The 22,178-nt window shown below is 66.9% G+C and carries 20 protein-coding genes and 1 pseudogene; 19 read left to right on the forward strand and 2 right to left on the reverse strand.

Annotated features, from left to right (window positions below):
* Positions 1-92: 92 nt before the first annotated feature.
* A pseudogene (locus HMPREF2886_RS34460) lies at positions 93-811 on the forward strand (glycosyltransferase family 2 protein); the annotation flags it as partial.
* A 24-nt stretch (positions 812-835) separates the two neighbouring features.
* Here HMPREF2886_RS34460 and HMPREF2886_RS28470 read toward each other — a convergent pair.
* On the reverse strand, positions 836-1,636 hold the full coding sequence (locus tag HMPREF2886_RS28470; RefSeq protein WP_033969442.1) for an IclR family transcriptional regulator: 801 nt from the start codon (positions 1,634-1,636) through the stop codon (positions 836-838).
* Positions 1,637-1,794: 158 nt separating this feature from the next.
* Between HMPREF2886_RS28470 and HMPREF2886_RS28475 the strand changes: the two genes are divergently transcribed.
* The 13 genes from HMPREF2886_RS28475 to HMPREF2886_RS34750 all read left to right on the forward strand — a co-directional run bounded on the left by HMPREF2886_RS28475 (position 1,795) and on the right by HMPREF2886_RS34750 (position 15,084).
* A complete protein-coding gene (locus HMPREF2886_RS28475) occupies positions 1,795-2,181 on the forward strand; it encodes a Zn-ribbon domain-containing OB-fold protein (protein ID WP_011666727.1) in 387 nt (128 codons plus the stop codon).
* Positions 2,178-3,329 carry a thiolase gene (locus HMPREF2886_RS28480; protein WP_033969441.1) on the forward strand — a complete coding sequence of 384 codons (1,152 nt, stop codon included), beginning with the start codon at positions 2,178-2,180 and terminating at the stop codon, positions 3,327-3,329. The genes HMPREF2886_RS28475 and HMPREF2886_RS28480 overlap by 4 nt, the downstream gene beginning before the upstream one ends.
* Before the next feature lie 109 nt (positions 3,330-3,438).
* Positions 3,439-5,586, forward strand: coding sequence for an acetate--CoA ligase family protein (locus HMPREF2886_RS28485; protein WP_070748820.1), 2,148 nt, complete (start codon positions 3,439-3,441; stop codon positions 5,584-5,586).
* Positions 5,570-6,436 (forward strand): MaoC/PaaZ C-terminal domain-containing protein, encoded by an 867-nt coding sequence (locus HMPREF2886_RS28490; RefSeq protein ID WP_033969437.1) that lies wholly within the window; start codon positions 5,570-5,572, stop codon positions 6,434-6,436. Before HMPREF2886_RS28485 ends, HMPREF2886_RS28490 begins: the two co-directional genes overlap by 17 nt.
* An 81-nt stretch (positions 6,437-6,517) precedes the next feature.
* Positions 6,518-7,876: an MFS transporter gene (locus tag HMPREF2886_RS28495; protein ID WP_033969435.1), complete on the forward strand. Its 1,359-nt coding sequence runs from the start codon at positions 6,518-6,520 to the stop codon at positions 7,874-7,876.
* A 23-nt stretch (positions 7,877-7,899) separates the two neighbouring features.
* The gene (locus tag HMPREF2886_RS28500; RefSeq protein ID WP_003158192.1) at positions 7,900-8,307 is read left to right on the forward strand and encodes a PaaI family thioesterase; all 408 of its coding nucleotides are present in this window, start codon (positions 7,900-7,902) and stop codon (positions 8,305-8,307) included.
* A gap of 140 nt (positions 8,308-8,447) precedes the next feature.
* Complete coding sequence (locus HMPREF2886_RS28505) at positions 8,448-9,512, forward strand: acyl-CoA dehydrogenase family protein (RefSeq protein WP_070748822.1); 1,065 nt, start codon at positions 8,448-8,450, stop codon at positions 9,510-9,512.
* Positions 9,512-10,273, forward strand: coding sequence for an enoyl-CoA hydratase/isomerase family protein (locus HMPREF2886_RS28510; protein ID WP_058177931.1), 762 nt, complete (start codon positions 9,512-9,514; stop codon positions 10,271-10,273). Before HMPREF2886_RS28505 ends, HMPREF2886_RS28510 begins: the two co-directional genes overlap by 1 nt.
* 1 nt (position 10,274) lies before the next feature.
* The gene (locus HMPREF2886_RS28515; protein ID WP_070748824.1) at positions 10,275-11,420 is read left to right on the forward strand and encodes an acyl-CoA dehydrogenase family protein; all 1,146 of its coding nucleotides are present in this window, start codon (positions 10,275-10,277) and stop codon (positions 11,418-11,420) included.
* Positions 11,421-11,460: 40 nt separating this feature from the next.
* Complete coding sequence (locus tag HMPREF2886_RS28520) at positions 11,461-12,378, forward strand: SDR family NAD(P)-dependent oxidoreductase (protein ID WP_033969426.1); 918 nt, start codon at positions 11,461-11,463, stop codon at positions 12,376-12,378.
* 16 nt (positions 12,379-12,394) lie between these two features.
* The gene (locus HMPREF2886_RS28525) at positions 12,395-13,381 is read left to right on the forward strand and encodes an NADH:ubiquinone reductase (RefSeq protein ID WP_079385156.1); all 987 of its coding nucleotides are present in this window, start codon (positions 12,395-12,397) and stop codon (positions 13,379-13,381) included.
* Between the two features lie 78 nt (positions 13,382-13,459).
* Complete coding sequence (locus HMPREF2886_RS28530; protein WP_042167390.1) at positions 13,460-14,710, forward strand: OprD family porin; 1,251 nt, start codon at positions 13,460-13,462, stop codon at positions 14,708-14,710.
* A 98-nt stretch (positions 14,711-14,808) separates the two neighbouring features.
* A complete protein-coding gene (locus HMPREF2886_RS34750; protein WP_177344468.1) occupies positions 14,809-15,084 on the forward strand; it encodes a zinc ribbon domain-containing protein in 276 nt (91 codons plus the stop codon).
* Between the two features lie 2 nt (positions 15,085-15,086).
* Here the strand turns inward: HMPREF2886_RS34750 and HMPREF2886_RS28535 are convergent, their stop codons facing one another.
* Positions 15,087-15,563: a GreA/GreB family elongation factor gene (locus tag HMPREF2886_RS28535; RefSeq protein WP_033976822.1), complete on the reverse strand. Its 477-nt coding sequence runs from the start codon at positions 15,561-15,563 to the stop codon at positions 15,087-15,089.
* Between the two features lie 173 nt (positions 15,564-15,736).
* Between HMPREF2886_RS28535 and HMPREF2886_RS28540 the strand changes: the two genes are divergently transcribed.
* From HMPREF2886_RS28540 to rmuC, 5 genes are all read left to right on the forward strand, one after another.
* Positions 15,737-17,230 carry an L-piperidine-6-carboxylate dehydrogenase gene (locus tag HMPREF2886_RS28540; protein ID WP_070748826.1) on the forward strand — a complete coding sequence of 498 codons (1,494 nt, stop codon included), beginning with the start codon at positions 15,737-15,739 and terminating at the stop codon, positions 17,228-17,230.
* 53 nt (positions 17,231-17,283) lie between these two features.
* Positions 17,284-18,570, forward strand: coding sequence for an L-pipecolate oxidase (locus tag HMPREF2886_RS28545; protein WP_033969421.1), 1,287 nt, complete (start codon positions 17,284-17,286; stop codon positions 18,568-18,570).
* A gap of 72 nt (positions 18,571-18,642) precedes the next feature.
* Complete coding sequence (locus HMPREF2886_RS28550) at positions 18,643-19,011, forward strand: antitoxin Xre/MbcA/ParS toxin-binding domain-containing protein (protein WP_003086329.1); 369 nt, start codon at positions 18,643-18,645, stop codon at positions 19,009-19,011.
* 134 nt (positions 19,012-19,145) lie between these two features.
* A complete protein-coding gene (locus HMPREF2886_RS28555; protein WP_070748828.1) occupies positions 19,146-19,901 on the forward strand; it encodes an RES family NAD+ phosphorylase in 756 nt (251 codons plus the stop codon).
* A 771-nt stretch (positions 19,902-20,672) separates the two neighbouring features.
* On the forward strand, positions 20,673-22,034 hold the full coding sequence (gene rmuC / locus HMPREF2886_RS28560; protein ID WP_079385163.1) for a DNA recombination protein RmuC: 1,362 nt from the start codon (positions 20,673-20,675) through the stop codon (positions 22,032-22,034).
* Positions 22,035-22,178 lie beyond the last annotated feature (144 nt).

Consider the following 22,178-nt stretch of genomic DNA (forward strand, 5'->3'; position numbering starts at 1 on the left):
GCTCCTAGGGTTCAAATCCCTATCTCTCCGCCATTACATATGAGCAAAGCCCCTGGAATGCCTGGCGTTCCGGGGGCTTTGTCTTTTCTGGCGAGCGTCACGGTTTCCAGCTGCACCGTCAGGCTAACCGAGGGGTGAGCGACGCCGCTCAATCACGGTTTGCGTCATGCGCGGGGCGAGTTCGTGATGACTCCCGACCTGGACGGCATTCTCCTGCCTGGAGCGCTCGGCACGCGCGTCGACTACTTGCTTGCGCACCCCGAGGTCGGATGCGTGGGCGGTTTCAATATCTGTATCGACAGCACCGGTAACGAAGTGGCGCGAGACGGTTTCGGCGAGGGGGGCGCTGGGAGGGCGATGCAGCGTTGGCCGAGACCCTGGTGGTCATGCCGCTGACGGCGCTCTACCGCATGGAAGCGATGAGACGGGCGGACTTCTTCGATCCCTCGATTCGCGTGCAGGATTTCCAGATCACCCTCAGGACGCGGCGCAGGGCTATGAAATTCATCGATTGCCGGCCTACATGGGGCGTTATCGTCGGCATGGAAGCGGCCTGTCCGGCAGGTACAAGCTCAATTACGAGGCGGATATGCAAGCCATCGAGCCTTATCGGGCTCAGCCGCATTATCGCCGGGCCCGGCAACTGATCCTGAACAAGGCGCTGAAGAAGGCCGTTGTCCAGGATGGGCGATATGCCTGGCAGTTGTTCCGCTCGGTGCTGCTGCGAGCGTGGGATCGGGTGACGCTGAAGCGATTCTGGCGCTTTCTCCGTTATCTGCCGGTCCTCGGGTGGAAAGGTGGTGCCGGCTAATCTTTCAATGGGTTGAATGTCATTTCAGGATTTCCCCTTCAGTGCCTCGCCTTGGGGAAATAGCGCGCGGCTCACGAAGCGCGCGGTATCCCGCAGGCTGGCGCCGATCCGTTCCAGGTCGTCGGGCTGGTGCTGGGCGCTGATGCCGATCGCGGAGATGGCGAAGCGCGGTTGTCCGTCGCGGTCGGTGATGGCGCTGGCGACCATGCTCACGCCGCGGTAAAGGTGTTCCTGGTCGATAGCCCAGCCGCGCTCGACGGCCTCGGTCGCTTCGGCCTGGTAGCGCTCGAAACTCGGCGGATTTTCCCAGCGCACGCGGGTCAGCCGGCGGCGCAGTTCGTCCTCCGGCAGTTCGCGCAGGCCGGCAATGCAACGCCCGGCGGCGCCGACCAGCTCCGGCAGGCGCGTGCCGACGGCGACGTTGACGTGGGCGACGGGCGGTGCGGCAAGGGCGATGACGCGGATGTGCGCATCGTCGGTGACTTGCCACAGGGCGATGAGGATGTGGTGGGCAAGGCTCAGTCGTTCCAGCTCTGGCTGGATCAGGTCGGCGTAGCTGTGTCCGACGAATCCTACGGCAAGTTCCGACAGGCCCAGGCCCAGTTGGTAGGTCTTGCCCGCATCGTCGAAGGAGGTCAGTCGTTCGTTGCTCAGGGTGCGCAGGATATTGAAGGCGCTGCTCGGGCTGATACCGGTGGCGCGAGCGATGGCGGCCACGCCTTGCGGCCCGTCGGCGTGGGCCAGGTGGCGAAGTATCTGAATGGCGTTCACTACCGCGCCGACATCTTTGCTGCTGGTGCCTTTGGTTGTGGCGTCCTTGGTCATTTTTCCTCTTTTTCATTCAGTATTGTGATTGACATTCATGATAGTGAATATATTCTAGCCTTCCGGAACGTACAACCGGGGACGGAAGCAGTATCCGGTTCGACGTCCAGCGCGATGCACTTTGCAGCAAAGGTCGACAAGAACAAAGGAGAAACCTCGTGGCAGATCTTCCCGATGGCAGTACTCCGGGACCTGAGGCGCAGTACCTTGCGTTTCTCGCCCAGGGCCGTTTCATGTTGCAGCGCAGCCGTTCCAGCGGTCGCCATGTGTTCTACCCGCGCCAGTTGGTGCCGGGTAGCGGCGAGACTGATCTCGAGTGGGTTCCCGCCAGCGGCCTGGGTACGCTCTACGCGATCACCGTCAATCGCTCCCGCGGCGGCAATCACAATGTCGCGCTAGTCGATCTGGACGAGGGCGTGCGCATGATGTCGCGGATCGACGGGCACGAGAGCTTGCCGATCGGCACCCGTGTGCAGGCGCGCATCGTCGAGCAGGACGGTGCCAATGTCGTGGTGTTCGTTCCCCACCAGGAGGGACGACCATGAGCGCGGCCATCCGTGGCAAGACCGCCATCGTCGGCATCGGTAGCGCCGGCGTCGGCGAGGCGCCGGGCTACAGCGCCATCGAGCTGCTCGGCCAGGCGTCGCTCAGGGCCATTGCCGATGCCGGCCTGAAGCTTGCCGACATCGACGCGGTCTTCGCCGCCACCAGCTCCCATGCCTTTCCCACCTTGTCGGTCGCCGAATACCTCGGCATCCGCCCGAAATTCGTGGATGGCACCAATATCGGCGGCTCCAGTTTCGAGCTGCACCTGCTGCAGGCCACTTTGGCACTGGAGGCCGGTCTCTGCGACGCTGCGCTGATCTGCTACGGCTCCAACCAGCGAACCGCCGGCGGCCGCCTGGTATCGATGAGCGAGCCACAATGGCACGAGACGCCCTACAAGCCGCGCCACCCGATCACCGCCTATGCCCTGGCGGCCAGCCGGCACATGCATCAGTACGGCACCACACGCGAGCAGCTCGCCGAGGTGGCGGTCTCTGCCCGGCAATGGGCCAACCTGAATCCCGAGGCATTCGCCCGTGGGCCGTTGAGCGTCGATGACGTCCTTGCCGCGCGGATGGTCAGCGACCCGCTGAGCGCCGCCGACTGCTGCCTGGTCACCGACGGCGGCGGCGCCTGCGTGGTAGTGCGCGCCGAGCGCGCCCGCGACCTGCCCAATGCGCCGGTGTACTTCCTTGGCGCGGCCGGAGCGCAGTGGCATCGCTCGATCGTGTCGATGCCCGACCTCACCGTGACGGCGGCCTCGGAAAGCGGTCCGCGAGCCATGCAGATGGCCGGTGTGCGGCACGCCGACATCGACCTGGTGATGCTCTACGACGCCTTTACCATCAACACCCTGCTGTTCCTCGAGGACCTGGGTTTCTGCGCCAAGGGCGAGGGCGGCCCATTCGTCCAGGGCGGACGCATCGCGCCCGGCGGCGAGCTGGCGGTGAACACCAACGGTGGCGGGCTGTCCTGCGTGCATCCGGGGATGTACGGGATGTTCCTGATCATCGAGGCGGTGACCCAGCTCCGCCGCCAGGCCGGCGAGCGGCAGTTGGCCAAGGCCGACGTGGCGTTGCTGCACGGCAACGGCGGCACGCTGTCCAGCCAGGTAACCGCGTTGCTCGGCACCGGCGACACGCTCTAGACCCCTGGCCGACAGGCCTTCCGGGCGCTGCCGTGGCGGCGTCCCGCGGGTGCGCTCGCCCGCGAGAAGGTTGTCGTGCCGGCCACAGACAAACGGATCAGGTGACCCCATGTCAGCGAACCACTCGCAACAGCTCATCGACGCTCCCCGTTTCGCCAGTCTTACTCCATTGATCGAACCACGCTCGGTCGCGGTGATCGGCGCTTCCAGCGACCCGACCCGCATCGGTGGCCGTCCCATCGCCTACATGCTGCGCCATGGTTATGCCGGGCAAATCCTCCCGGTCAATCCGAACCGTGCTGAAATCCAGGGGCTGCCGGCCTTCGCCAGCGTCGCGGAGCTACCGCAGGCACCGGACGTGGCCATTGTCGCGGTGCCTGCGCCTCAGGTGCTGGAGACCGTCCGGGCGCTGGGCCGCCAGGGGGCGCACAGTGCCATCGTGTTCTCTTCCGGATTCAGCGAGGTCGGCGAGGCTGGCGCGGCGATGCAGGATGCGGTGGTAGCCGCTGCCCGCGAGCACGGTATGCGCCTGCTCGGTCCGAATGCGCTGGGCGCGTTCAACAGTAACCTCGGTTACTACGCGTTCTTCTCCACCAGCCTGGAACGTGGCGTACCGCTGCCCGGCCGGGTAGGCATCGCCACCCAGTCCGGCGCCTACGGCGCGCACCTGCTCGGCATGGCGCGCCAGCGCCGCCTGGGAACCCCTATCTGCGTGGCCACCGGTAACGAGGCCGACGTCACCCTGGGCGACAGCATCGGTTGGCTGGTGGAGTCGCCGGAGATCGACGTGGTGATGGCCTACGCCGAATCCATCCGCAACGTCGACAGCTTCCTCGCCGCCCTGGAGGCCGCGCATCGCGCCGGCAAGCCGGTGATCCTGCACAAGGTCGGGCGCAGCGCCCTGGGTAGCCGCGCGGCGCTGTCCCACACCGCTTCGCTGGCCGGCGACGACAAGGTGCTGGACGCCGTGCTGGGCGACTACGCGGTGGTCCGCGCCAGGACCACCGAGGAACTGATGGACATCGCCTACCTCGCCACCCGGCGTATCTATCCGGTGGGCAACAGTCTCGGCATGATCACCGTCAGCGGCGGCGCCGGGATCATCGTCAGCGATGCCGCCGAGGAGGTCGGCCTGCCGATGCCGCCGATGCCGGACATGGCCCAGGAGCGGCTGAAGGCAAGGCTGTCCTTCGCTTCGCCGATCAACCCGGTGGACTGCACCGCGCAGGCCCTGAACGACCTGACGCTGGTGCGCGACTTTACCGAGTCGATGGTGGTCGACGGTGGCTACCGTTCGCTGCTCGCCTTCTTCACCCAGGCCGGCACCGCCGCCTCCATCGGCGCGCGTCTGGCCGAGCAGTTCCGGCGGATCAAGGAGGCTCATCCCGAGCGGCTGTTCGTGGTCTCGGTGATGGGCGAGGGGGAGGAACTGGCACCCTACGAGGAGGCCGGCTTCGCACTGTTCGAGGACCCCACCCGGGCGGTAGTGGCGATCCAGGCCATGGGGCGGCTCGGCGAAGCCTTCGCCCGGCCGTTGCGCCTGCGCCGGCCTGCCGGCGGGCTGCAGTTGCCCGCCTCCACGCCTGGCGAAGCCGAGGCCAAGCGCCTGCTGGCGCGCGCCGGTATCGAGTCCGCCGCCGAGGCGGTGCTGGGCAGTGCCGAAGAGGCGGTTGCCTTCGCCGAGGGCATCGGATACCCGGTGGTGATGAAGCTCGCCTCGGCGGACATCCAGCACAAGTCGGAAATCGGCGGCGTGCTGCTTGGCGTAGGCGATGCGGACGCGGTACGCGCCGGTTTCCAACTGCTCCTGCGCCGGGCCGCCGAGAAGGCGCCGCAGGCGCGTCTCGATGGCGTCCTGGTGGCGCGCCAACTGCAGGGCGGGGTTGAGTGCTTCATGGGTATCCAGCGCGATCCGCTGTTCGGCCCGGTGGCGCTGTTCGGCCTGGGCGGGATCTTCGTCGAGGTGCTGCAGGACGTGGTGTTCCGCCGCTGCCCGTTCGAGGTCGACGAAGCCGAGGCGATGATCCGTAGCATCAGAGGCGCACCGCTCCTGCTCGGCGCGCGTGGCCGGCCGCGGGCCGACGTCGCGGCGCTGGCACGGCTGCTGTCGAATCTCTCGCGGTTCGCCTGGGAGGCGGGAGAGCGCTTGCGCTCGGTGGACCTCAACCCGGTCATCGCCTTGCCGGAGGGCCAGGGTGCCTGGGCGGTGGATGCGGTGCTGGAAGTCGAGGAGGTGGCCGATGGCGCTCGATCCTGAGGTGCTCCTGAACTACCCGATTCCCGAAGTTCGCCAGCGCTACAGCCGGCGCGACAGCGCCTTCTACGCATTGACCCTCGGTCTGGGTGGCGACCCGCTGGACGAGCGCCAACTGCTCTACGTCGATCCGTGCCGCGATCTCCAGGCATTGCCGTGCATGGCCCTGGTACTCGGTCATCCGGGCTTCTGGCTGGGCAATCCGGCGACTGGCGTGGACGCGCTGCGCCTGGTTCACGGCGAGCAGCGCCTGGAGTGGCGGCGGCCGTTGCCGGCGGAAGGCGAGGTGATCGGTCGGACCCGGGTCACCGGTCTGGTAGACAAGGGCGCCGACAAGGGCGCGCTGCTCTACAGCGAGAAGGTGCTCAGCGACGCGCTCAGCGGCGAGGTGCTGGCTGTCGCCCGCAGCACCACCTTCCTTCGCGGCGACGGCGGCTTCGGTGGTTCCCGGCAGGTGCCGGAAACGCCGCACCGCTTGCCCGAACGGACGCCCGATCTGCGACTCGACCTGCCGACCCGTCCGGAGCAGGCCCTGTACTACCGCCTCAACGGCGACGACAACCCGCTCCACGCGGAGCCCGCGGCAGCGCTGCGGGCCGGCTTCCCGCGGCCGATCCTGCATGGCCTGTGCACCCTCGGCGTGGCATTCCACGCGGTGTTGCGCGGGCTCGCCGACTACCGCGCGGGGCAACTGGGACATCTGCAGGTGCGTTTCTCGGCTCCGGTGTTTCCCGGCGAGACCTTGCGTACCGAGATGTGGAGCGACGGCTCGTTCCGCACTCGCGTCGTCGAGCGCGATGTGGTGGTGCTGGACAACGGCCGGGTAGGTCCGCCGCCAGAGCGGCCGGACTGAAGCGAAGGGTGGCGGCGCGAGGGAACGACCGTCGGGCTGCCTTGAAGATCAACCGAAATCCTGCTTGCGAGAACAAGAATAATGAATGCAACCGCGCTTTCCCCGAACCCGGCGCCGGCCATCTCCCGGCGCACCATGCTGATCGCCTTCGTCTTCTGCTTCCTCGGCCTGCTCGCCGACGGCGTCGACCTGATGTTCCTGGCCTACAGCCTCAACAGCCTGAAGGCCGAATTCGGCCTGAGCAATTTCGAGGCCGGCTCCCTCGGCAGCCTGACTCTCGCCGGCATGGCCGTCGGCGGCATCTATGGCGGCTGGTGCTGCGACCGCTTCGGCCGGGTGCGGGTGGTGACCTGGACCATCGTGCTGTTCTCCATCGGTACCGCGTTGCTGGGGCTGACCCAGAACTACTGGCAGTTCGCGCTGATCCGCTTCGTCGCCTCGCTCGGCCTCGGCTCGCTGTTCGTCGCCTGCAACATCCTGATGTCCGAGTGCGTCGGAACCAGGCATCGCACCACCATCCTCGCCGCCATGCAGGCCGGTTGGACCGTGGGCTACCTGGTGGCGACGCTGCTGGCGGGGCAGATCATCCCCGAGTTCGGCTGGCGCGCCTTGTTCTTCACCGCCGTGGCGCCGGCGCTGGTCTGCCTGGCCCTGCGGCCCTGGGTGCCGGAGTCGCCGTCCTGGCTCGCGGCCCAGGCCGGGCGCCAGCGTCCCGGCGCGGCTCCGCAGAGCCACGCCGAGGCTGGCGGCGCCGGCCCGCTGGGACGGATGCTGGGCGATCCGGAAACGCGCGGCATGTTCCTGCTCTGGAGCCTCACCTCCTGCTTCCTGCTGTTCGGCTACTACGGCACCAACAACTGGATGCCGTCCTACCTGGAGAGCGAGTTGGGGATGAACTTCAAGTCGATGACCGGCTACATGGTCGGCACCTACAGTGCGATGATCCTCGGCAAGGTCGCCGCCGGTGTCTGCGCCGATCTCTTCGGCCGGCGCCTGACCTTCGCCGCCGGGGCCATCGGCAGCGCCGCCTTCATGCCGTTGATCGTGTTCTACCACTCGCCCTCCAACATCCTCTGGATCCTCATCACCTTCGGCTTCATCTACGGTGTTCCGGTCGGGGTGCTGGCCACCTACATGACCGAGAGCTTCTCCACCCGTGTCCGCGGTTCGGCGGTGGGCACCGCCTACAACCTGGGGCGTATCGGCGCGGCGGTGGCGCCCGCCGGCATCGGTCTGCTGGCCACCCACGTGTCGATCGGCGCGGGTTTCCTGGTGATGGGCATCACCTACGTGCTCACCGGGCTGATCCCGGCGCTGTTCATTGCGGACCGGCTCTACGACCCGAACCGCGAGTCCCGCGATGCCGAGAGCGCTTCCCGACGGCAAGCGCCGGGCAGTGCCGCCGTGGATACCGCCGAGCGGCGCGCGGCCAAGGCCTGATCCTGCGGAAGGAGTGCACATCCATGAGTTCTTTTCCACGACAGCCAGCGGCGGAGCAGCGGCCCGCCAGCTTCCAGGAGTTCATCGGCCTCGAGCGCTGGACCGATGCCGACGGGGTGGCGCGGGTGCGCCTGGGGCATCGCCCGGAACTGATGAACTACCTGCAACAGTTCCACGGCGGGGTGTTGATGTCGGTGCTGGACGCCGCCATGGCCCAGGCGATCCGTGCCTGCCTGCCGGACTGCTCGATGGTGACCATCGACATGGCTACCCACTTCATGGGGAGCGCCCGCGGCGAGCTTCGCGCGGTTGGCAGGGTGGTGCGACGGACCCGCACGATCTGCTTCTGCACGGCGGAAATCTGCAACGAGGACGGCGAGGTCATCGCCATGGCCTCGGGCAGCTTCAGGTACCGCGCGGCCAAGCCGTAGCGGAGTTCCGGCGGCGCGGCAGCGGAGCCATCCGTCGCGCGTCCGGACCACGGCCTGCGCGGTCGCTCCGCGCGGACAAGCCGGCGCCTCCCGTGCAGATGACGGACGGGCGGACGGCGTATCGACAGGAGGGCGAACAGATGAGTGAGCAAGACGAGTGGGCCGGCGAGCGCGAGCAGCGTCTGCGGATGATCCGCGACAGCGCGGCTTCGCTGGTGCCGCGCGACGGCGACCTGACCCGCGTGCGCCGCGGCCGTTTCACCGGTAGCGGGGTGGACCGCAAGGCCTGGCGCGAGGTCTGCGCCATGGGCTGGCCGGCGCTGCGCCTGGATGAGGCGTTGGGCGGCAGCGGCCTGGGCATGAGCGAATACGCGGCGTTGCTGGAGGCGCTGGGGCGCGGCCTGCTGCCCGAGCCGCTGATCGAGGCCGGGCTGGTGGCGCCGCTGCTGCCGGACGACGAGCGCGTTGCGTTGCTGGCCGCTGAGCGGCTGGTTCTGCCGGCGGGCATCGCCTACCGCGATGGGCGGCGACGCCCTCGTATGCAGGAAGGGCGGTTGCACGGCGAAGTCGCTCACGTACATCTGGCTGGCGCCGCCGATGCCTGGCTGGTGGCCTGCGAGCAGGGCCTGGCGCTGGTCGAACGCGATGCCGATGGCGTGGAACTGCTCTGCGAGGCGACCCAGGATGGCGCTCACCTGGCGCGCCTGCGTTTCCGCGATGCGCCGGCGCGGTGGTTGTCCGGCGAGGTGGCGGAACAGGTTCTGGACGAGGCAGCGCTGGCCTGCGCGGCCTATCTGGTCGGGCTGATGGATGGCGCCTTCGAGCGAACCCTGGAGTACCTCAAGGTACGTCGCCAGTTCGGCCGCGAGATCGGCAGTTTCCAGGCGCTGCAGCACCGCATGGTCGACCTGAGGATCCAGATCGAACTGTCGCGCGCCATGGTCGAGCAGGCCGCCGCCGCGATCGATGCCGGGGCGTCGGAAAGCGAGCGCCAGCGGCAGGTCTCCAGCGCACGGGTACGGGCCTCGGAAGCGGCTCTGCTGGTGACCCGCCAGGCCATCCAGTTGCACGGCGGCATCGGCTACACCGACGAGGCGGACATCGGCCTGTTCCTGCGCCGCGCCATGGTACTGCTCAATGCCCACGGCTCGCTGGCGTTCCACAAGGTGCGCTACGCCGCGCTGCTACAGCGGGAGGTGGCCTGATGAGCGGTTTGTTGCAGGAAACGCGCGGCACGGTGCGCCTGCTGCGCTTCGACAACCCGGCCCGGCGCAACGCACTGTCGCCGGCGTTGCGCCTGGAATTGCTGCGGGCCCTGGAGGCGGCCGAATGCGACCCATCGATCCGCAGCGTGCTGCTGACCGGTGGCGAAGAGGTGTTCTGCGCCGGCGGCGACCTGGGCGACATGCGGGTGACCGAGTTGGCCGCCGGCAGGGCGCGAATGCAGGACAACGCGCGGCTGGTGCGGCAGATGGTGCGCATGGGCAAGCCGCTGATCGCCGCGGTCGAGGGCTGGGCAGTGGGGGCCGGGCTGTCCGTGGCGCTGGCCTGCGACAGCATCGTTTGCGGCGCCGGCGCACGCTTCGCCGCTGGCTTCGGCAAGGTCGGGCTGCTCGCCGACCTTGGCCAGTTGCATACCTTGCCGGCGCGCATCGGTTGGGGGCGGGCACGGCAGATCCTGATGTTCGGCCAGGTGGTAGAGGCCGAGGAGGCACTGCGCATCGGCCTGGCAGACCGCCTCTGCGCCGCTGGCGAGGCCTTGGCGATGGCGCTGGAACTGGCCGGGCGGGTGGAACAGCAGGCGCCACTGCCCCTGGCGATGACCAAGGCGTTGCTCGCCGAGGGCCTTGACCTATTGCTGGAGCGGGAGGGCGAGTTGCAGAGCCAGTTGTTCCTCAGCGCCGACCACGCCGAGGGCAAGGCGGCCTTTCTCGCCAAGCGTCCCCCCGTATTCAGAGGAAACTGAGATGACCGACTACGACAGTCTCGATGACAACGCCTTTCGCCTGATGGTCCGTGAGTGGATCGCCGCCAACTATCCGCAGCGCATCCGCAATCCGCCCCATCGCCTGGGGCGCGAGGAAACCCGCGAGTGGTACCTGCTGTTGTCGCGCCAGGGCTGGCTGTGTCCCGGCTGGTCCAGGGAGTACGGCGGCATGGGGCTGAGCGCCGGCAAGCAATTGATCATGATGGAGGAAATGGAGGAGTACGGCTGCGCGCGCCTGCCCGACAGCGGCGTGACCATGCTTGGCCCATTGTTGATCCGCTATGGCGACGAGGCGCAACGGGCGCGCTTCCTGCCGCGCATTCTCAGCGGCGAAGACATCTGGTGCCAGGGCTACAGCGAGCCCAACGCCGGCTCCGACCTGGCCAGCCTGCGTACCGAGGCGCGCCTGGAAAACGGCGAGTGGGTGATCAACGGACAGAAGACCTGGACCACCATGGGCTCGGAGGCCAACTGGATCTTCCTGCTGGTCCGCACCGAGCGTAGCGCCAAGGCGCAGCACGGCATCAGCTTCCTGCTGGTGCCGATGGACAGCCCGGGCATCGAGGTGCGGCCGATCCTCAACCTGGAGCTGCACGGCGAGTTCTGCGAAGTGTTTTTCAACGACGTGCGGGTGCCCTACGACAGCCTGGTCGGCGAAATCAACCAGGGCTGGAGCATGGCCAAGGCGCTGCTCGGTTTCGAGCGGATCTTCCTCGGTTCGCCCAAGCAGTCCACCTTCGCCCTCCAGCGCCTGGAGCGCCTGGCCCGGCACCTGGGACTGTGGCACGACCCTCTGTTCGCGCGCCGCTTCGCCGCGCTGAGCATGGACCTGGACAGCCACAAGGCGCTCTACGAGCGTTTCGCCGAACGCCTGCGGCGTGGGGAGAGCCTCGGCCCGGAGGTATCCATGCTGAAGATCTTCCAGTCCGAACTGTTCCAGCGCATCAGCGAGCTGGGCCTGGAGGTCGCCGGGGAGGACTCGGCCCTGCTACAGCCGTTCGCCGAAGACCCCGAGCTGCATCCGGCGGGGATCTTCATCCAGTCGCGGCCGACCACCATCTATGGCGGCAGCAACGAAATCCAGCGCAACATCCTGGCCAAGAGCGTCCTCGGCCTGCCGGGCTGAGCGCAACCGAACGACATCCACGGGACGAAGAGGATTACCCATGAGCAGCAGACTCAATGAAGGCAAGGTCGCGATCGTTACCGGCGCGGGCGGCGGCATCGGCCGCGAGATCGCCCTGGCGCTGGCCGATTCCGGGGCACGGGTGGTGATCAACGATATCGGCGTATCGCTACAGGGCGAGGGCGGGTCGGCCTCGCCGGCCGAAGAGACCCTTGGCCTGATCCGCCAGCGAGGCGGCGAAGGTCTGATCAACACCGACAGCGTCGCCGACTGGGATAGCGCGCGGCGTATCGTCGAATGCGCCATGGACGGTTTCGGGCGTCTGGATATCGTGGTGAACAACGCTGGCATCCTGCGCGATGCGATCTTCCACAAGATGAGCGCCGACGACTGGCTGTCGGTGATCAATGTCCATCTCAACGGCAGCTTCTTCGTCAGCCGGGCCGCCGCCGAACGCTTCCGTACCCAGCAGGCCGGCGCCTTCGTACACATGACCAGCACTTCCGGGCTGATCGGCAACTTCGGCCAGGCCAATTACTCCGCGGCCAAGCTGGGCATCGTCGCCTTGAGCAAATCCATCGCCCTCGACATGCAGCGCTACAACGTGCGTTCGAACTGCATCGCGCCGTTCGCCTGGAGCCGGATGACCGACTCGATCCCGGCCGAAACCCCGGAGCAGAAGGCCCGCGTCGACAAGCTGCAGCGCATGACCCCCGAGAAGAACGCGCCGCTGGCCGTCTACCTGGCGTCCGAGGCCGCCCGCGAGATCACCGGCCAGGTGTTCGCCGCGCGTCACCACGAACTCTTCCTGATGAGCCAGAGCCGGCCGCTGCGCAGTGTGCATAGCGAGCACGGCTGGACCCCGGAGAGCATCGCCGAGCACGGCATGCCGGCGTTGCGCGGCAGCTTCATGGACCTGGCGCGCAGCCCGGACGTGTTCTCCTGGGACCCGATCTGAACCGAGGAGGCAATCCATGGGCGTGTTCAGGACCCGTTTCACCGAGGCCTTCGGCGTCGAACACCCGATCATGCAGGGCGGCATGCAGTGGGTCGGCCGTGCCGAGATGGCCGCGGCGGTGGCCAACGCCGGTGGCCTGGCGACGCTGTCGGCGTTGACCCAGCCGAGCCCGGAGGCACTGGCTGCGGAGATTGCCCGCTGCCGCGAGCTGACCGATCGGCCGTTCGGGGTCAACCTGACCTTGCTGCCGACGCAGAAGCCGGTGCCCTATGCCGAATATCGCGCAGCCATCATCGAGGCGGGAATCCGCGTCGTCGAAACCGCCGGCAACGACCCTGGCGAGCACATCGCCGACTTCCGTCGCCACGGCGTCAAGGTGATCCACAAGTGCACCGCCGTGCGCCATGCGCTCAAGGCCGAGCGACTGGGCGTGGACGCCGTCTCCATCGACGGCTTCGAGTGTGCCGGCCATCCGGGCGAGGACGACATCCCCGGCCTGGTCTTGCTGCCGGCCGCGGCCAACCGGCTACGCGTGCCGATCATCGCCTCCGGCGGTTTCGCCGATGGACGTGGCCTGGTCGCGGCGCTGGCGCTGGGCGCCGACGCGATCAACATGGGCACGCGCTTCCTGGCCACTCGCGAATGTCCGATACACCCTGCGGTGAAGGCGGCGATCCGTGCGGCCGACGAGCGTTCCACCGACCTGATCATGCGTTCCCTGCGCAATACCGCGCGGGTGGCGCGCAACGCGATCAGCCAGGAAGTACTGGCGATCGAGGCACGCGGCGGCGCCGGCTACGCCGATATCGCTGCGCTGGTCAGCGGCCAGCGCGGTCGCCAGGTGTACCAGCAGGGCGATACCGACCTGGGGATCTGGTCGGCCGGCATGGTCCAGGGCCTGATCGACGACGAACCGGCCTGCGCCGAGTTGCTCAGGGACATCGTCGAGCAGGCGCGCCAGCTGGTGCGTCAACGCCTGGAGGGCATGCTCGCCGGGGTCTGATCCGCTCCGTCACGGCGGTCGCGGCAGGGAGTGGTCGCGGCGCCGTGTCTATCCACTGACGACGAAGAGACAACAACAATGAAAATTCTTCCCGTTCCGATGCTGGCCGCGGGGCTGGCGTTGCTGCCGTCGTTCGCCCAGGCGGAGTTTTTCGCCGATGGCAAGGCCGGCCTCGAACTGCGCAATTTCTATTTCAATCGCGACTATCGCCAGCCCGGCGCCAGCCAGTCCTATTCGGAGGAGTGGGCGCAGGGGTTCCTGTTGCGCTACAAGTCCGGCTACACCGAGGGGCTCTTCGGTCTGGGCGTCGATGCGCTGGGCCTGCTGGGTGTCAGGCTGGACTCCTCGCCAGAGCGATCCGGTAGTGGTCTGTTGCCGTATTCGACGAGCGACCGGCGCGCCGCCCACGACTATTCCAGCCTGGGCCTGACCGCCAAGCTACGGGTCTCGCACAGTACGCTGAAGATCGGCACCCTGATGCCCAGGCTGCCGGTGGTGCAGTTCAACGACACGCGCCTGCACCCGCAAACCTTCCAGGGTGGACTGCTGGAAGTGAACGAGATCGGCGGGCTGGCGCTGCAGTTCGGCCAGTTGCGCCAGGTCAAGCAGCGCGACTCGACCCACGCCGAAGACCTCGGCATCACCCGCGGCAACAAGCGCAACGTACTGGCGGGCCGGCACCCCGGCAGCGACCGCTTCGACTTCGCCGGCGGTACCTACCGCTGGAGCGAGCGCCTGAGCAGCAGCTACCACTACGCCAACCTGGAGGACTTCTACCGCCAGCACTACCTTGGCATGCAGCACCTCTTGCCGTTCGCCGATGGCCAGTCGCTGAAGTCCGACATCCGCTGGGCGCGTTCCACCGACGAGGGCGGCAGCCGCGTCGACAATCGCGCGCTGAATGCGCTGTTCACCTATCGCCTGGGCGGCCACGCCTTCGGCCTCGGTTACCAGCGCATGTCCGGCAACACCGGCTTCGCCTACCTGGCCGGGACCGATCCGTATCTGGTCAACTTCGTGCAGATCGGCGATTTCGCCAACAAGGACGAGCGCTCCTGGCAGTTGCGCTACGACTACGACTTCGCTGCCATCGGCCTGCCCGGCCTGACATTCATGAGCCGCTACCTGCGCGGCGAACACATCGACCTTCTGGACGGCGGTGGACGCGGCAAGGAATGGGAGCGGGACACCGATATCGCCTACCTGGTGCAATCGGGGCCGCTGAAGAACCTGGGGATCAAGTTGCGCAACGGCACCTTCCGTAGCGATTTCGGCAACGACATCGACGAGACCCGGCTGATCGTCAGCTACGCGTTGCCGCTGTGGTGACGCGGACTTGAGTTTCCCGATGTTTCCGCGCCATTGACCCTGTAGTTGCTACAGCCTTTTCACTGGAAGCCGTCAGATCCAGACGAGAGGGTTGCGCCATGGGGTTCTTCGAACGGTTGTTGATGGGTGGGCGTCATCATGGGCAGGGCGGTGGTCATCACGGCGGCGGTCATCACCGTGGCCAGGGCGGTTATTCGCCGGCGCCAGTCGCGGCGGGGATGGCCTGTCCCGCCTGCCGCACCGCGAATGCGGCGACGGCACGTTTCTGCCAGGGCTGCGGCGGCGCCCTGGCGCCGCTGCGCTGTATCGCCTGCAACGCCGATCTCGTGGCGGGCGCGAAGTTCTGCGGCGCCTGCGGTGCGCCGCAGCAGTAGCCTCAGTCGACGGCGAGGATTTCCACCGCAAGGGGGGAGTCCTTCGCCCCGGCCTCGTCGCCCGGGTGCCTGCCGATCAGGCTCTGGCCCAGTGGCGAGCGAGGCGTGATGACCAACACCTCGCGACCTTCGCAATCGATCTTCAGCCCGGCCGCCTCGGGGCCGAGGAACACTGTTCGCCGGCTGCCGTCGGCGTTCAGCAGGGTGACCAGCGCGGTGAGCTGGATGCCCTGGTCCTCGTCGAAATCGCGCAGCACCAGGTTGCGGTACAGGCCCAGCGCCTGGCGGATCTCCTCGACCCGGCGCGACTGCCCGGCGGCCAGGTAGGCCGCCTCCAGGCCGAGGGTGTCGTACTTGTTCTCGGCGACGTTCTCTTCGTGGGTTGCCGTCTCATGGGCGGTCTGCGCGGCGCGGACGGCGACTTCCAGGTCCGCGGCGAGCTTTTCCGTGATCAGGCGCAACAGCTGTTTCTTGTCCATGTCGGGTAGGCGGGGCTGGCCGGCGAAGGCGTGCATGGTACGGGAAAGACGGCGGATCGCGACAGCTCGGAGCCAGTATGAAAACCCGGAATGACGTGGCGAATAAAGGTCGTTTGTCGCTCCCGGACAAACCGACTAAAACGAGCGGAAACGAACAGCCAGGAGAACCTCACATGATCGACGGATTGCTGCGCAGTCTCGGCCTCGACCCCAATGCTTTTCGCGATGGCGAGCTTGCCGTGCATACCCCCATCGACGGCAGTCGCCTGGCTGCGGTGCGACTGGAGGGGCGCGCCGCCGTTGCCGCCAAGGTCGAGTGCGCCGAACAGGCGTTCCGCGCCTGGCGCCAGGTGCCGGCGCCGCGCCGTGGTGAACTGGTGCGGCTGTTCGGCGAGGAATTGCGTCGGCACAAGGCCGAACTCGGCGAACTGGTGTCCTGGGAGGCGGGCAAGATCACCCAGGAAGGCCTCGGCGAAGTCCAGGAAATGATCGATATCTGCGACTTCGCGGTGGGCCTCTCGCGCCAGTTGTACGGTCTTACCATCGCATCCGAGCGTCCCGGCCACCACATGCGCGAGACCTGGCACCCGCTGGGCGTGGTAGGCGTGATCAGCGCGTTCAACTTCCCAGTCGCGGTGTGGTCGTGGAATACCGCGCTGGCGCTGGTCTGCGGCAATTCCGTGGTCTGGAAGCCTTCGGAGAAGACCCCCCTCACCGCACTGGCCTGCCAGGCACTGTTCGAGCGTGCCGCGCGGGCCTTCGGCGGCGATGCGCCGGCGCACCTGAGCCAATTGCTGATCGGCGACCGCGAGGCCGGCGAAGCGCTGGTGGACGACCGTCGCGTCGCCCTGGTCAGCGCCACCGGCAGCACTCGCATGGGGCGCGAAGTGGCGCCGCGGGTGGCGGCGCGTTTCGCTCGCTGCATCCTCGAACTGGGCGGCAACAACGCGATGATCCTGGCGCCAAGCGCCGACCTCGACCTGGCGGTGCGCGGCATCCTGTTCGGCGCGGTGGGCACCGCCGGGCAGCGCTGCACCACCTTGCGCCGGTTGATTGCCCATGAGTCGGTGAAGGACGAGATAGTCGAGCGCCTCAAGGCAGCCTATTCCAGGGTCCGTATCGGTCATCCGCTGGAGGGCAACCTGGTCGGGCCGCTGATCGACGAACGCAGCTACCTGGCCATGCAGGACGCCCTGGCGCGAGCCCGCGAGCAGGGGGGACGGGTGTTCGGCGGCGAGCGGCAATTGCAGGAGCGCTATCCGGATGCCTACTACGTGTCGCCGGCCATCGTCGAGATGCCGGGACAGACCGAAGTGGTGCGCACGGAGACCTTCGCACCGATCCTGTACGTGGTCGGCTACCGCGATTTCGACGAGGCCCTGCGCCTGAACAACGAGGTTCCCCAGGGACTGTCGTCGTGCATCTTCACCACCGACCTGCGCGAGGCGGAACTGTTCCAGGGCGCGGCGGGCAGTGACTGCGGGATCGCCAACGTCAACATCGGCACCAGCGGGGCGGAAATCGGCGGGGCGTTCGGCGGTGAGAAAGAGACCGGCGGCGGTCGCGAGTCCGGCTCGGACGCCTGGAAAGCCTACATGCGGCGGCAGACCAATACCGTCAACTATTCCCGCGAGCTGCCGCTGGCACAGGGCATCACCTTCGATTGAACGGGGCGCGGCGGGCTCCCGCCGCATGGCAATGGCTGGCAGCGGAGTCGCGCATGGGCGGTTTGCAGCAACGGTGTCTGTGGGAAGTGGTTACGCCTCGCCTGTCCGGAGCGGCGAGCCTGAACGGCGAGCAGCGCGCCGACGTATGTGTGATCGGCGCCGGTTTCACCGGGCTTTCGGCGGCGCTCCACCTGCTGGAGGCCGGCCGTTCGGTGTGCGTGCTGGAAGCGTACGAGGTCGGCCACGGCGGGTCGGGACGCAATGTCGGATTGATCAACGCCGGCACCTGGATTCCCCCGGACGAGGTGGTCGCCACCCTTGGCGCCGAGCAGGGAGAAAAGCTAAACGCCGTGCTGGGGCGGGCGCCGGCACTGGTGATGGAGACCATCGAACGCCTCGGCATCGATTGCCAGTTGCGCCGCGAGGGCACCCTGCACATGTCGCACAACGCCAGCGGCGTGGCCGATCTGCAACGCCGCCACGCGCAGTGGACGCGCCGCGGCGCCCCGCTGGAGTTGCTGACCGGCGCGGCTTGCCACGAGGCCTGCGGCACCCGGCGAATCAGCGCGGCGTTGCTCGACCGACGCGCCGGCACTCTCAATCCCATGGCCTATTCGCGCGGACTGGCCACCGCCGTCGTGCAGCGGGGCGGGCAACTGTACCAACGCTCGCCGGTGCTCGCCCTGGAGCGGCAGGGCGCGCTGTGGGCGGTGCGTAGCGCCGCGGGGGCGGTACTGGCGGAACAGGTGGTGATCGCCTCCAACGCCTATACCGAGGGCGAGTGGACCAACCTGAGGCGGCACTTCTTTCCCGGCTACTACTATCAGGTGGCTTCGGCGCCGCTGCACGGCGCCGCGGCCGAGCGCATCCTGCCTCACGGCCAGGGTTCCTGGGACACCAGGACGGTGCTCAGCAGCATCCGTCGCGATGCCCAGGGCCGCCTGTTGCTGGGAAGCCTCGGCAATGGCGCGAACAAGCCCGCCTGGTTCCTGCGGCAATGGGCCGATCGAATCCAGAGCCATTACTTTCCAGACCTGGGCCAGGTCAGTTGGGAGTACAGCTGGACGGGTTGCATCGCCTTCACCCCCGATCATCTGATGCGCCTGTTCGAGCCTGCGGAAGGCTTGCTGGCGGTGACCGGCTACAACGGACGCGGCGTGACCACCGGTACGGTAGTGGGCAAGGCGTTCGCCGACTACCTGCTGAGCGGCGAGCGAGCGACATTGCCGTTGCCGTTCAGCGACATGAAGCCCGTCCCCGCCGCCAGGCTGCGCAGTTGCGCCTACGAGATGGGTTTTTCTCTCTATCACGCCGGTCAATGCTTGCGCGTGGTTCTCTAGGTTCGACCGAATCAAGGTGTGTTTTCAGCAAAATAATGATAGTTTGTTGTAAACACACGTGAGGAGGTCGTCATGAGCGCTCTCATCAAGGAACGTCCCAGCGCCGATGCCGTCCTGGCCAAGGCCGTCCTCGCCGCGCGCGAGCAATTGGGACTGACGCAGCTCGAACTGGCCGGCATCGTCGGCGTCGATCGCAGCGCCATCAGCCGCTGGAAGACCCAGGGCCTGCGGGTGGACAGCAAGACCGGCGAGCTGGCTCTGCTGCTGGTGCGGGTCTATCGCGCACTGTATGCCCTGTTCGGCGGGCAGCAGGAGGACATGCGCCACTTCCTGCGCACGCCCAACCATCACCTGGCGGGCGAGCCGCTGGCACTGATGGGACAGGTGCAGGGCCTGGTTCATGTGCTGGAATACCTCGATGCGATCCGCGGCAAGGTCTGATACCCGGCGCGCCTGTACGGGGGCCTACGCCTGTCACGGAAAAGGCTGGCAGCCAGAGGCGACACGCCTGGCTGAATGGAGACTGCGGTGCCGCTACGCTGGCATCCGACACCACAGGAAGCGAGGGGCGGAAGGTGAGCGAGATCTGGCGACAGTGCAAGGGTGAGCGGCATATCCGACCGCTCCAGGGACGGCTGGTGCGGTTGGTGGAGAGCCAGGAGCAGGTGGCGACCCTGCAATTGGTCGACACCCTGGAAGAGCAGGCATTGCTCGAGGAACTGCTCGAGTCGAGCAAGCCGCCGGTGCCGGCGGACGCCGAGCCATTGCATTACCTGTTGAAGACCCCGTTCCGTTATCCGCCCTTGCGCTGGGGGTCGCGGTTCGGCCGTCGCCACGAGCCAAGCCTGTTCTACGCCGCGTTGAAGCTGGAAACGACCATGGCCGAAAGCGCGTATTACCGTTGCGTCCTGTGGAGTGGCATGGCAGTGCCGCCACCGAGCGGGAGGATTCTGTCCGAGCACGCTTCGTTCGAGGCGGGCTGGAAGGTGGAGCGGGGAATCCGCCTGCAGGCAACGCCTTTCTCCGATCACGAGGCTGCGCTGACCGACATCGCCGACTACCGCGCTCCCCAGGAACTGGGGAGCGCCATGCGCAGCGCCGGGGTGCAGGCATTCGAATACCGTTCGGCGCGTTGCCCGGAGCGCGGCTGCAATGTCGCCCTGTTCACGCCCGCGGCCTTCACCGAAAAGCGTCCTCGCAACCTGACGCCCTGGCTGTGCGAAACCACGGCCGGTTACGTGGCCTTCAAGCCGGCGCATGTACCGGGATCGCCGAAAATCTTCTCCTGGGAGCTGTTCCTGGTGAACGGAAAGTTGCCGCATCCGGCGTGAGTGGAGGGGCGCACGGTTGCCTGCGATCCGGGGGCACCGTCTGGAGGCCGCAACCTGCTGGTGGGGTAGGGCTGGCCTGCAAGCCCCGAGGGAAAGAATGGCTGAGGATTTCGAACGGCATTGCCCTGCAATGGGGCGGCAAGAGGCTTCGGCGAAAATTTGTGCACAAATGGAAAGCAGCTTGTCAAGGGTTGAGAGCGTTAGGCTCTAAACGCTTGATTTTTCATGTTTGAAACGTAACTTATTGAAAAATAACGATAAAAATAGTTGGTGAAAAAATCGTCAATCTGTCCCATAGCCCCACTCCATCGGGGGTTCGGCAGTTTTTTAGGGTCTTTTCCACTGGGTTATCCACAGGATCTGTGGATTTCCCAAGCGCTTGCTCGACAGCACATTGCACGCTCCAAGGCAAGCCCTGTAGCCGCGACAAAAATGCCGGTGGAAGCAGAAATATCCCGGCGGCGAAGGGCGCAGGGCGATGGCTCCCATTACGGAAATATCCGAAATGTCCCGCGCATGGGGTTACGCACAGCTCGGAAGCGGAGTACTCGTTCGGCGCGGCGCTATTCGCTCGACGGTCTTTTCCCAAGAACCTAGAATCCGCTGCACGCGCACCTGCCACGGCGGGTGTTGCGTCGTTTCCCGCTGGAGTGCCCCATGCCCGTCGATCTACCGAACCTGTTGCTTGGCCTGCTGGCTGCCGCGATTCCCTTGGCCGGCCTGGCATGGCAGCTACAGAGAAGGGCCAGCCTGGCGGAGCGCGAGATAGCCTTGCTCGGCGAGCGACTGGCGACCGCGCAACTGGCCCAGGACGGCCTGAATGCGCAGTTGGAGACCAGCAGGGAGGCTTACCAGCAACTCGGCGAGCGCCATGCCAGGCTTGCCGGCGAGGTCGCCGCGCTGCGTCGGGAAGCCGAGTTGATGGGGGAGGAGCGGCAACGGGCGTCCCAGGCGGAGGCACGCTGGGCCAGCGAGCGCCAGGGCCGGGAAGAGGAAGTGCGTCGCCTGGCTTCCGAACGGGCTGCGCTGGCTGCGGAACTGCGCGAGCAGCAGGAAAGCCACCAGCAGCGCCTGACCGACCTGCAGTCGGCCCGCGACGAGTTGCGGGCACAGTTCGCCGAACTGGCGGGAAAGATCTTCGACGAACGCGAACAGCGTTTCGCCGAGACCAGCCAGCAGCGCCTGGGGCAGATGCTCGATCCGCTCAAGGAGCGCATCCAGGCGTTCGAGAAGCGGGTGGAGGAAAGCTACCAGCAGGAAGCGCGCGAGCGTTTCTCCCTGAGCAAGGAACTGGAGCGTCTGCAGCAGCTCAACCTGCGCCTGGGCGAGGAAGCGACCAACCTGACCCGCGCGCTCAAGGGCCAGAAGACCCAGGGTAACTGGGGCGAACTGGTGCTGGAGCGGGTGCTCGAGCATGCAGGCCTGGAAAAAGGCCGGGAATACGAGACCCAGGTCAGCCTGAAGGGCGCCGAGGGCGAACGCTTCCAGCCGGACGTGTTGATCCGCCTGCCCGGCGACAAGCAGGTGGTGGTGGATGCCAAGGTCAGTCTCACGGCCTACCAGCAGTACATCGCCGCTGACGACGATCTGCTGCGCCAGCAGGCGCTGAAGCAGCACGTAATGTCGTTGCGCAATCATGTGAAAGGCCTTTCCGGCAAGGACTATCGACGTCTGGAAGGGTTGCACAGCCTCGACTTCGTCCTGCTCTTCATGCCGATCGAGGCGGCTTTCTCGACGGCCTTGCAGGCCGAGCCGAACCTGTTCCAGGACGCCTTCGCGCAGAATATCGTGATCGTCAGCCCGACCACCCTGCTGGCCACCCTGCGGGTAATCGACAGCCTCTGGCGCCAGGAGCGGCAGAACCAGAATGCGCGGGAAATCGCCGAGCGTGCCGGTTCGCTGTATGACAAGTTCGTGCTCTTCGTCCAGGACCTCGATGAGGTCGGTTCGCGCCTGCAGCAATTGGACAAGGCCTATGCCGCGGCGCGCAACAAGCTCACCGAGGGACGTGGCAACCTGATCAGTCGCAGCGAGCAACTCAAGCTGCTCGGCGCCCGCGCCAGCAAGAGCCTGCCGACGGACTGGCTGGACCGGGCGCTGGTGGCGCCCGTGGAAGAAGCCGGAGAGGAGTGAGATCGGTTCGATCCCGTACCCGGGCTTTCGAGAAAACGGAGTCTTTCCGGGAGGGGGATAAAAGAAGGGCGTCCGGAAGGACGCCCTGAAGATGATCATGGAGTAAGTCGGCTGTTCAGAGCCACGGCGCGGAGGAAAGTTCCG

It is taken from the genome of Pseudomonas sp. HMSC066A08, from assembly GCF_001813025.1.
GTDB classification, from domain to species: domain Bacteria; phylum Pseudomonadota; class Gammaproteobacteria; order Pseudomonadales; family Pseudomonadaceae; genus Pseudomonas; species Pseudomonas aeruginosa.

What these genes read in the sequence shown, in the direction of transcription:
- HMPREF2886_RS28470 (WP_033969442.1), bottom strand. Translation starts at nt 1,636, where the DNA reads ATGACCAAGGACGCCACAACCAAAGGCACCAGCAGCAAAGATGTCGGC.
- HMPREF2886_RS28480 (WP_033969441.1), top strand. Translation starts at nt 2,178, where the DNA reads ATGAGCGCGGCCATCCGTGGCAAGACCGCCATCGTCGGCATCGGTAGC.
- HMPREF2886_RS28485 (WP_070748820.1), top strand. Translation starts at nt 3,439, where the DNA reads ATGTCAGCGAACCACTCGCAACAGCTCATCGACGCTCCCCGTTTCGCC.
- HMPREF2886_RS28490 (WP_033969437.1), top strand. Translation starts at nt 5,570, where the DNA reads ATGGCGCTCGATCCTGAGGTGCTCCTGAACTACCCGATTCCCGAAGTT.
- HMPREF2886_RS28495 (WP_033969435.1), top strand. Translation starts at nt 6,518, where the DNA reads ATGAATGCAACCGCGCTTTCCCCGAACCCGGCGCCGGCCATCTCCCGG.
- HMPREF2886_RS28500 (WP_003158192.1), top strand. Translation starts at nt 7,900, where the DNA reads ATGAGTTCTTTTCCACGACAGCCAGCGGCGGAGCAGCGGCCCGCCAGC.
- HMPREF2886_RS28505 (WP_070748822.1), top strand. Translation starts at nt 8,448, where the DNA reads ATGAGTGAGCAAGACGAGTGGGCCGGCGAGCGCGAGCAGCGTCTGCGG.
- HMPREF2886_RS28510 (WP_058177931.1), top strand. Translation starts at nt 9,512, where the DNA reads ATGAGCGGTTTGTTGCAGGAAACGCGCGGCACGGTGCGCCTGCTGCGC.
- HMPREF2886_RS28515 (WP_070748824.1), top strand. Translation starts at nt 10,275, where the DNA reads ATGACCGACTACGACAGTCTCGATGACAACGCCTTTCGCCTGATGGTC.
- HMPREF2886_RS28520 (WP_033969426.1), top strand. Translation starts at nt 11,461, where the DNA reads ATGAGCAGCAGACTCAATGAAGGCAAGGTCGCGATCGTTACCGGCGCG.
- HMPREF2886_RS28525 (WP_079385156.1), top strand. Translation starts at nt 12,395, where the DNA reads ATGGGCGTGTTCAGGACCCGTTTCACCGAGGCCTTCGGCGTCGAACAC.
- HMPREF2886_RS28530 (WP_042167390.1), top strand. Translation starts at nt 13,460, where the DNA reads ATGAAAATTCTTCCCGTTCCGATGCTGGCCGCGGGGCTGGCGTTGCTG.
- HMPREF2886_RS34750 (WP_177344468.1), top strand. Translation starts at nt 14,809, where the DNA reads ATGGGGTTCTTCGAACGGTTGTTGATGGGTGGGCGTCATCATGGGCAG.
- HMPREF2886_RS28535 (WP_033976822.1), bottom strand. Translation starts at nt 15,563, where the DNA reads ATGGACAAGAAACAGCTGTTGCGCCTGATCACGGAAAAGCTCGCCGCG.
- HMPREF2886_RS28540 (WP_070748826.1), top strand. Translation starts at nt 15,737, where the DNA reads ATGATCGACGGATTGCTGCGCAGTCTCGGCCTCGACCCCAATGCTTTT.
- HMPREF2886_RS28545 (WP_033969421.1), top strand. Translation starts at nt 17,284, where the DNA reads ATGGGCGGTTTGCAGCAACGGTGTCTGTGGGAAGTGGTTACGCCTCGC.
- HMPREF2886_RS28550 (WP_003086329.1), top strand. Translation starts at nt 18,643, where the DNA reads ATGAGCGCTCTCATCAAGGAACGTCCCAGCGCCGATGCCGTCCTGGCC.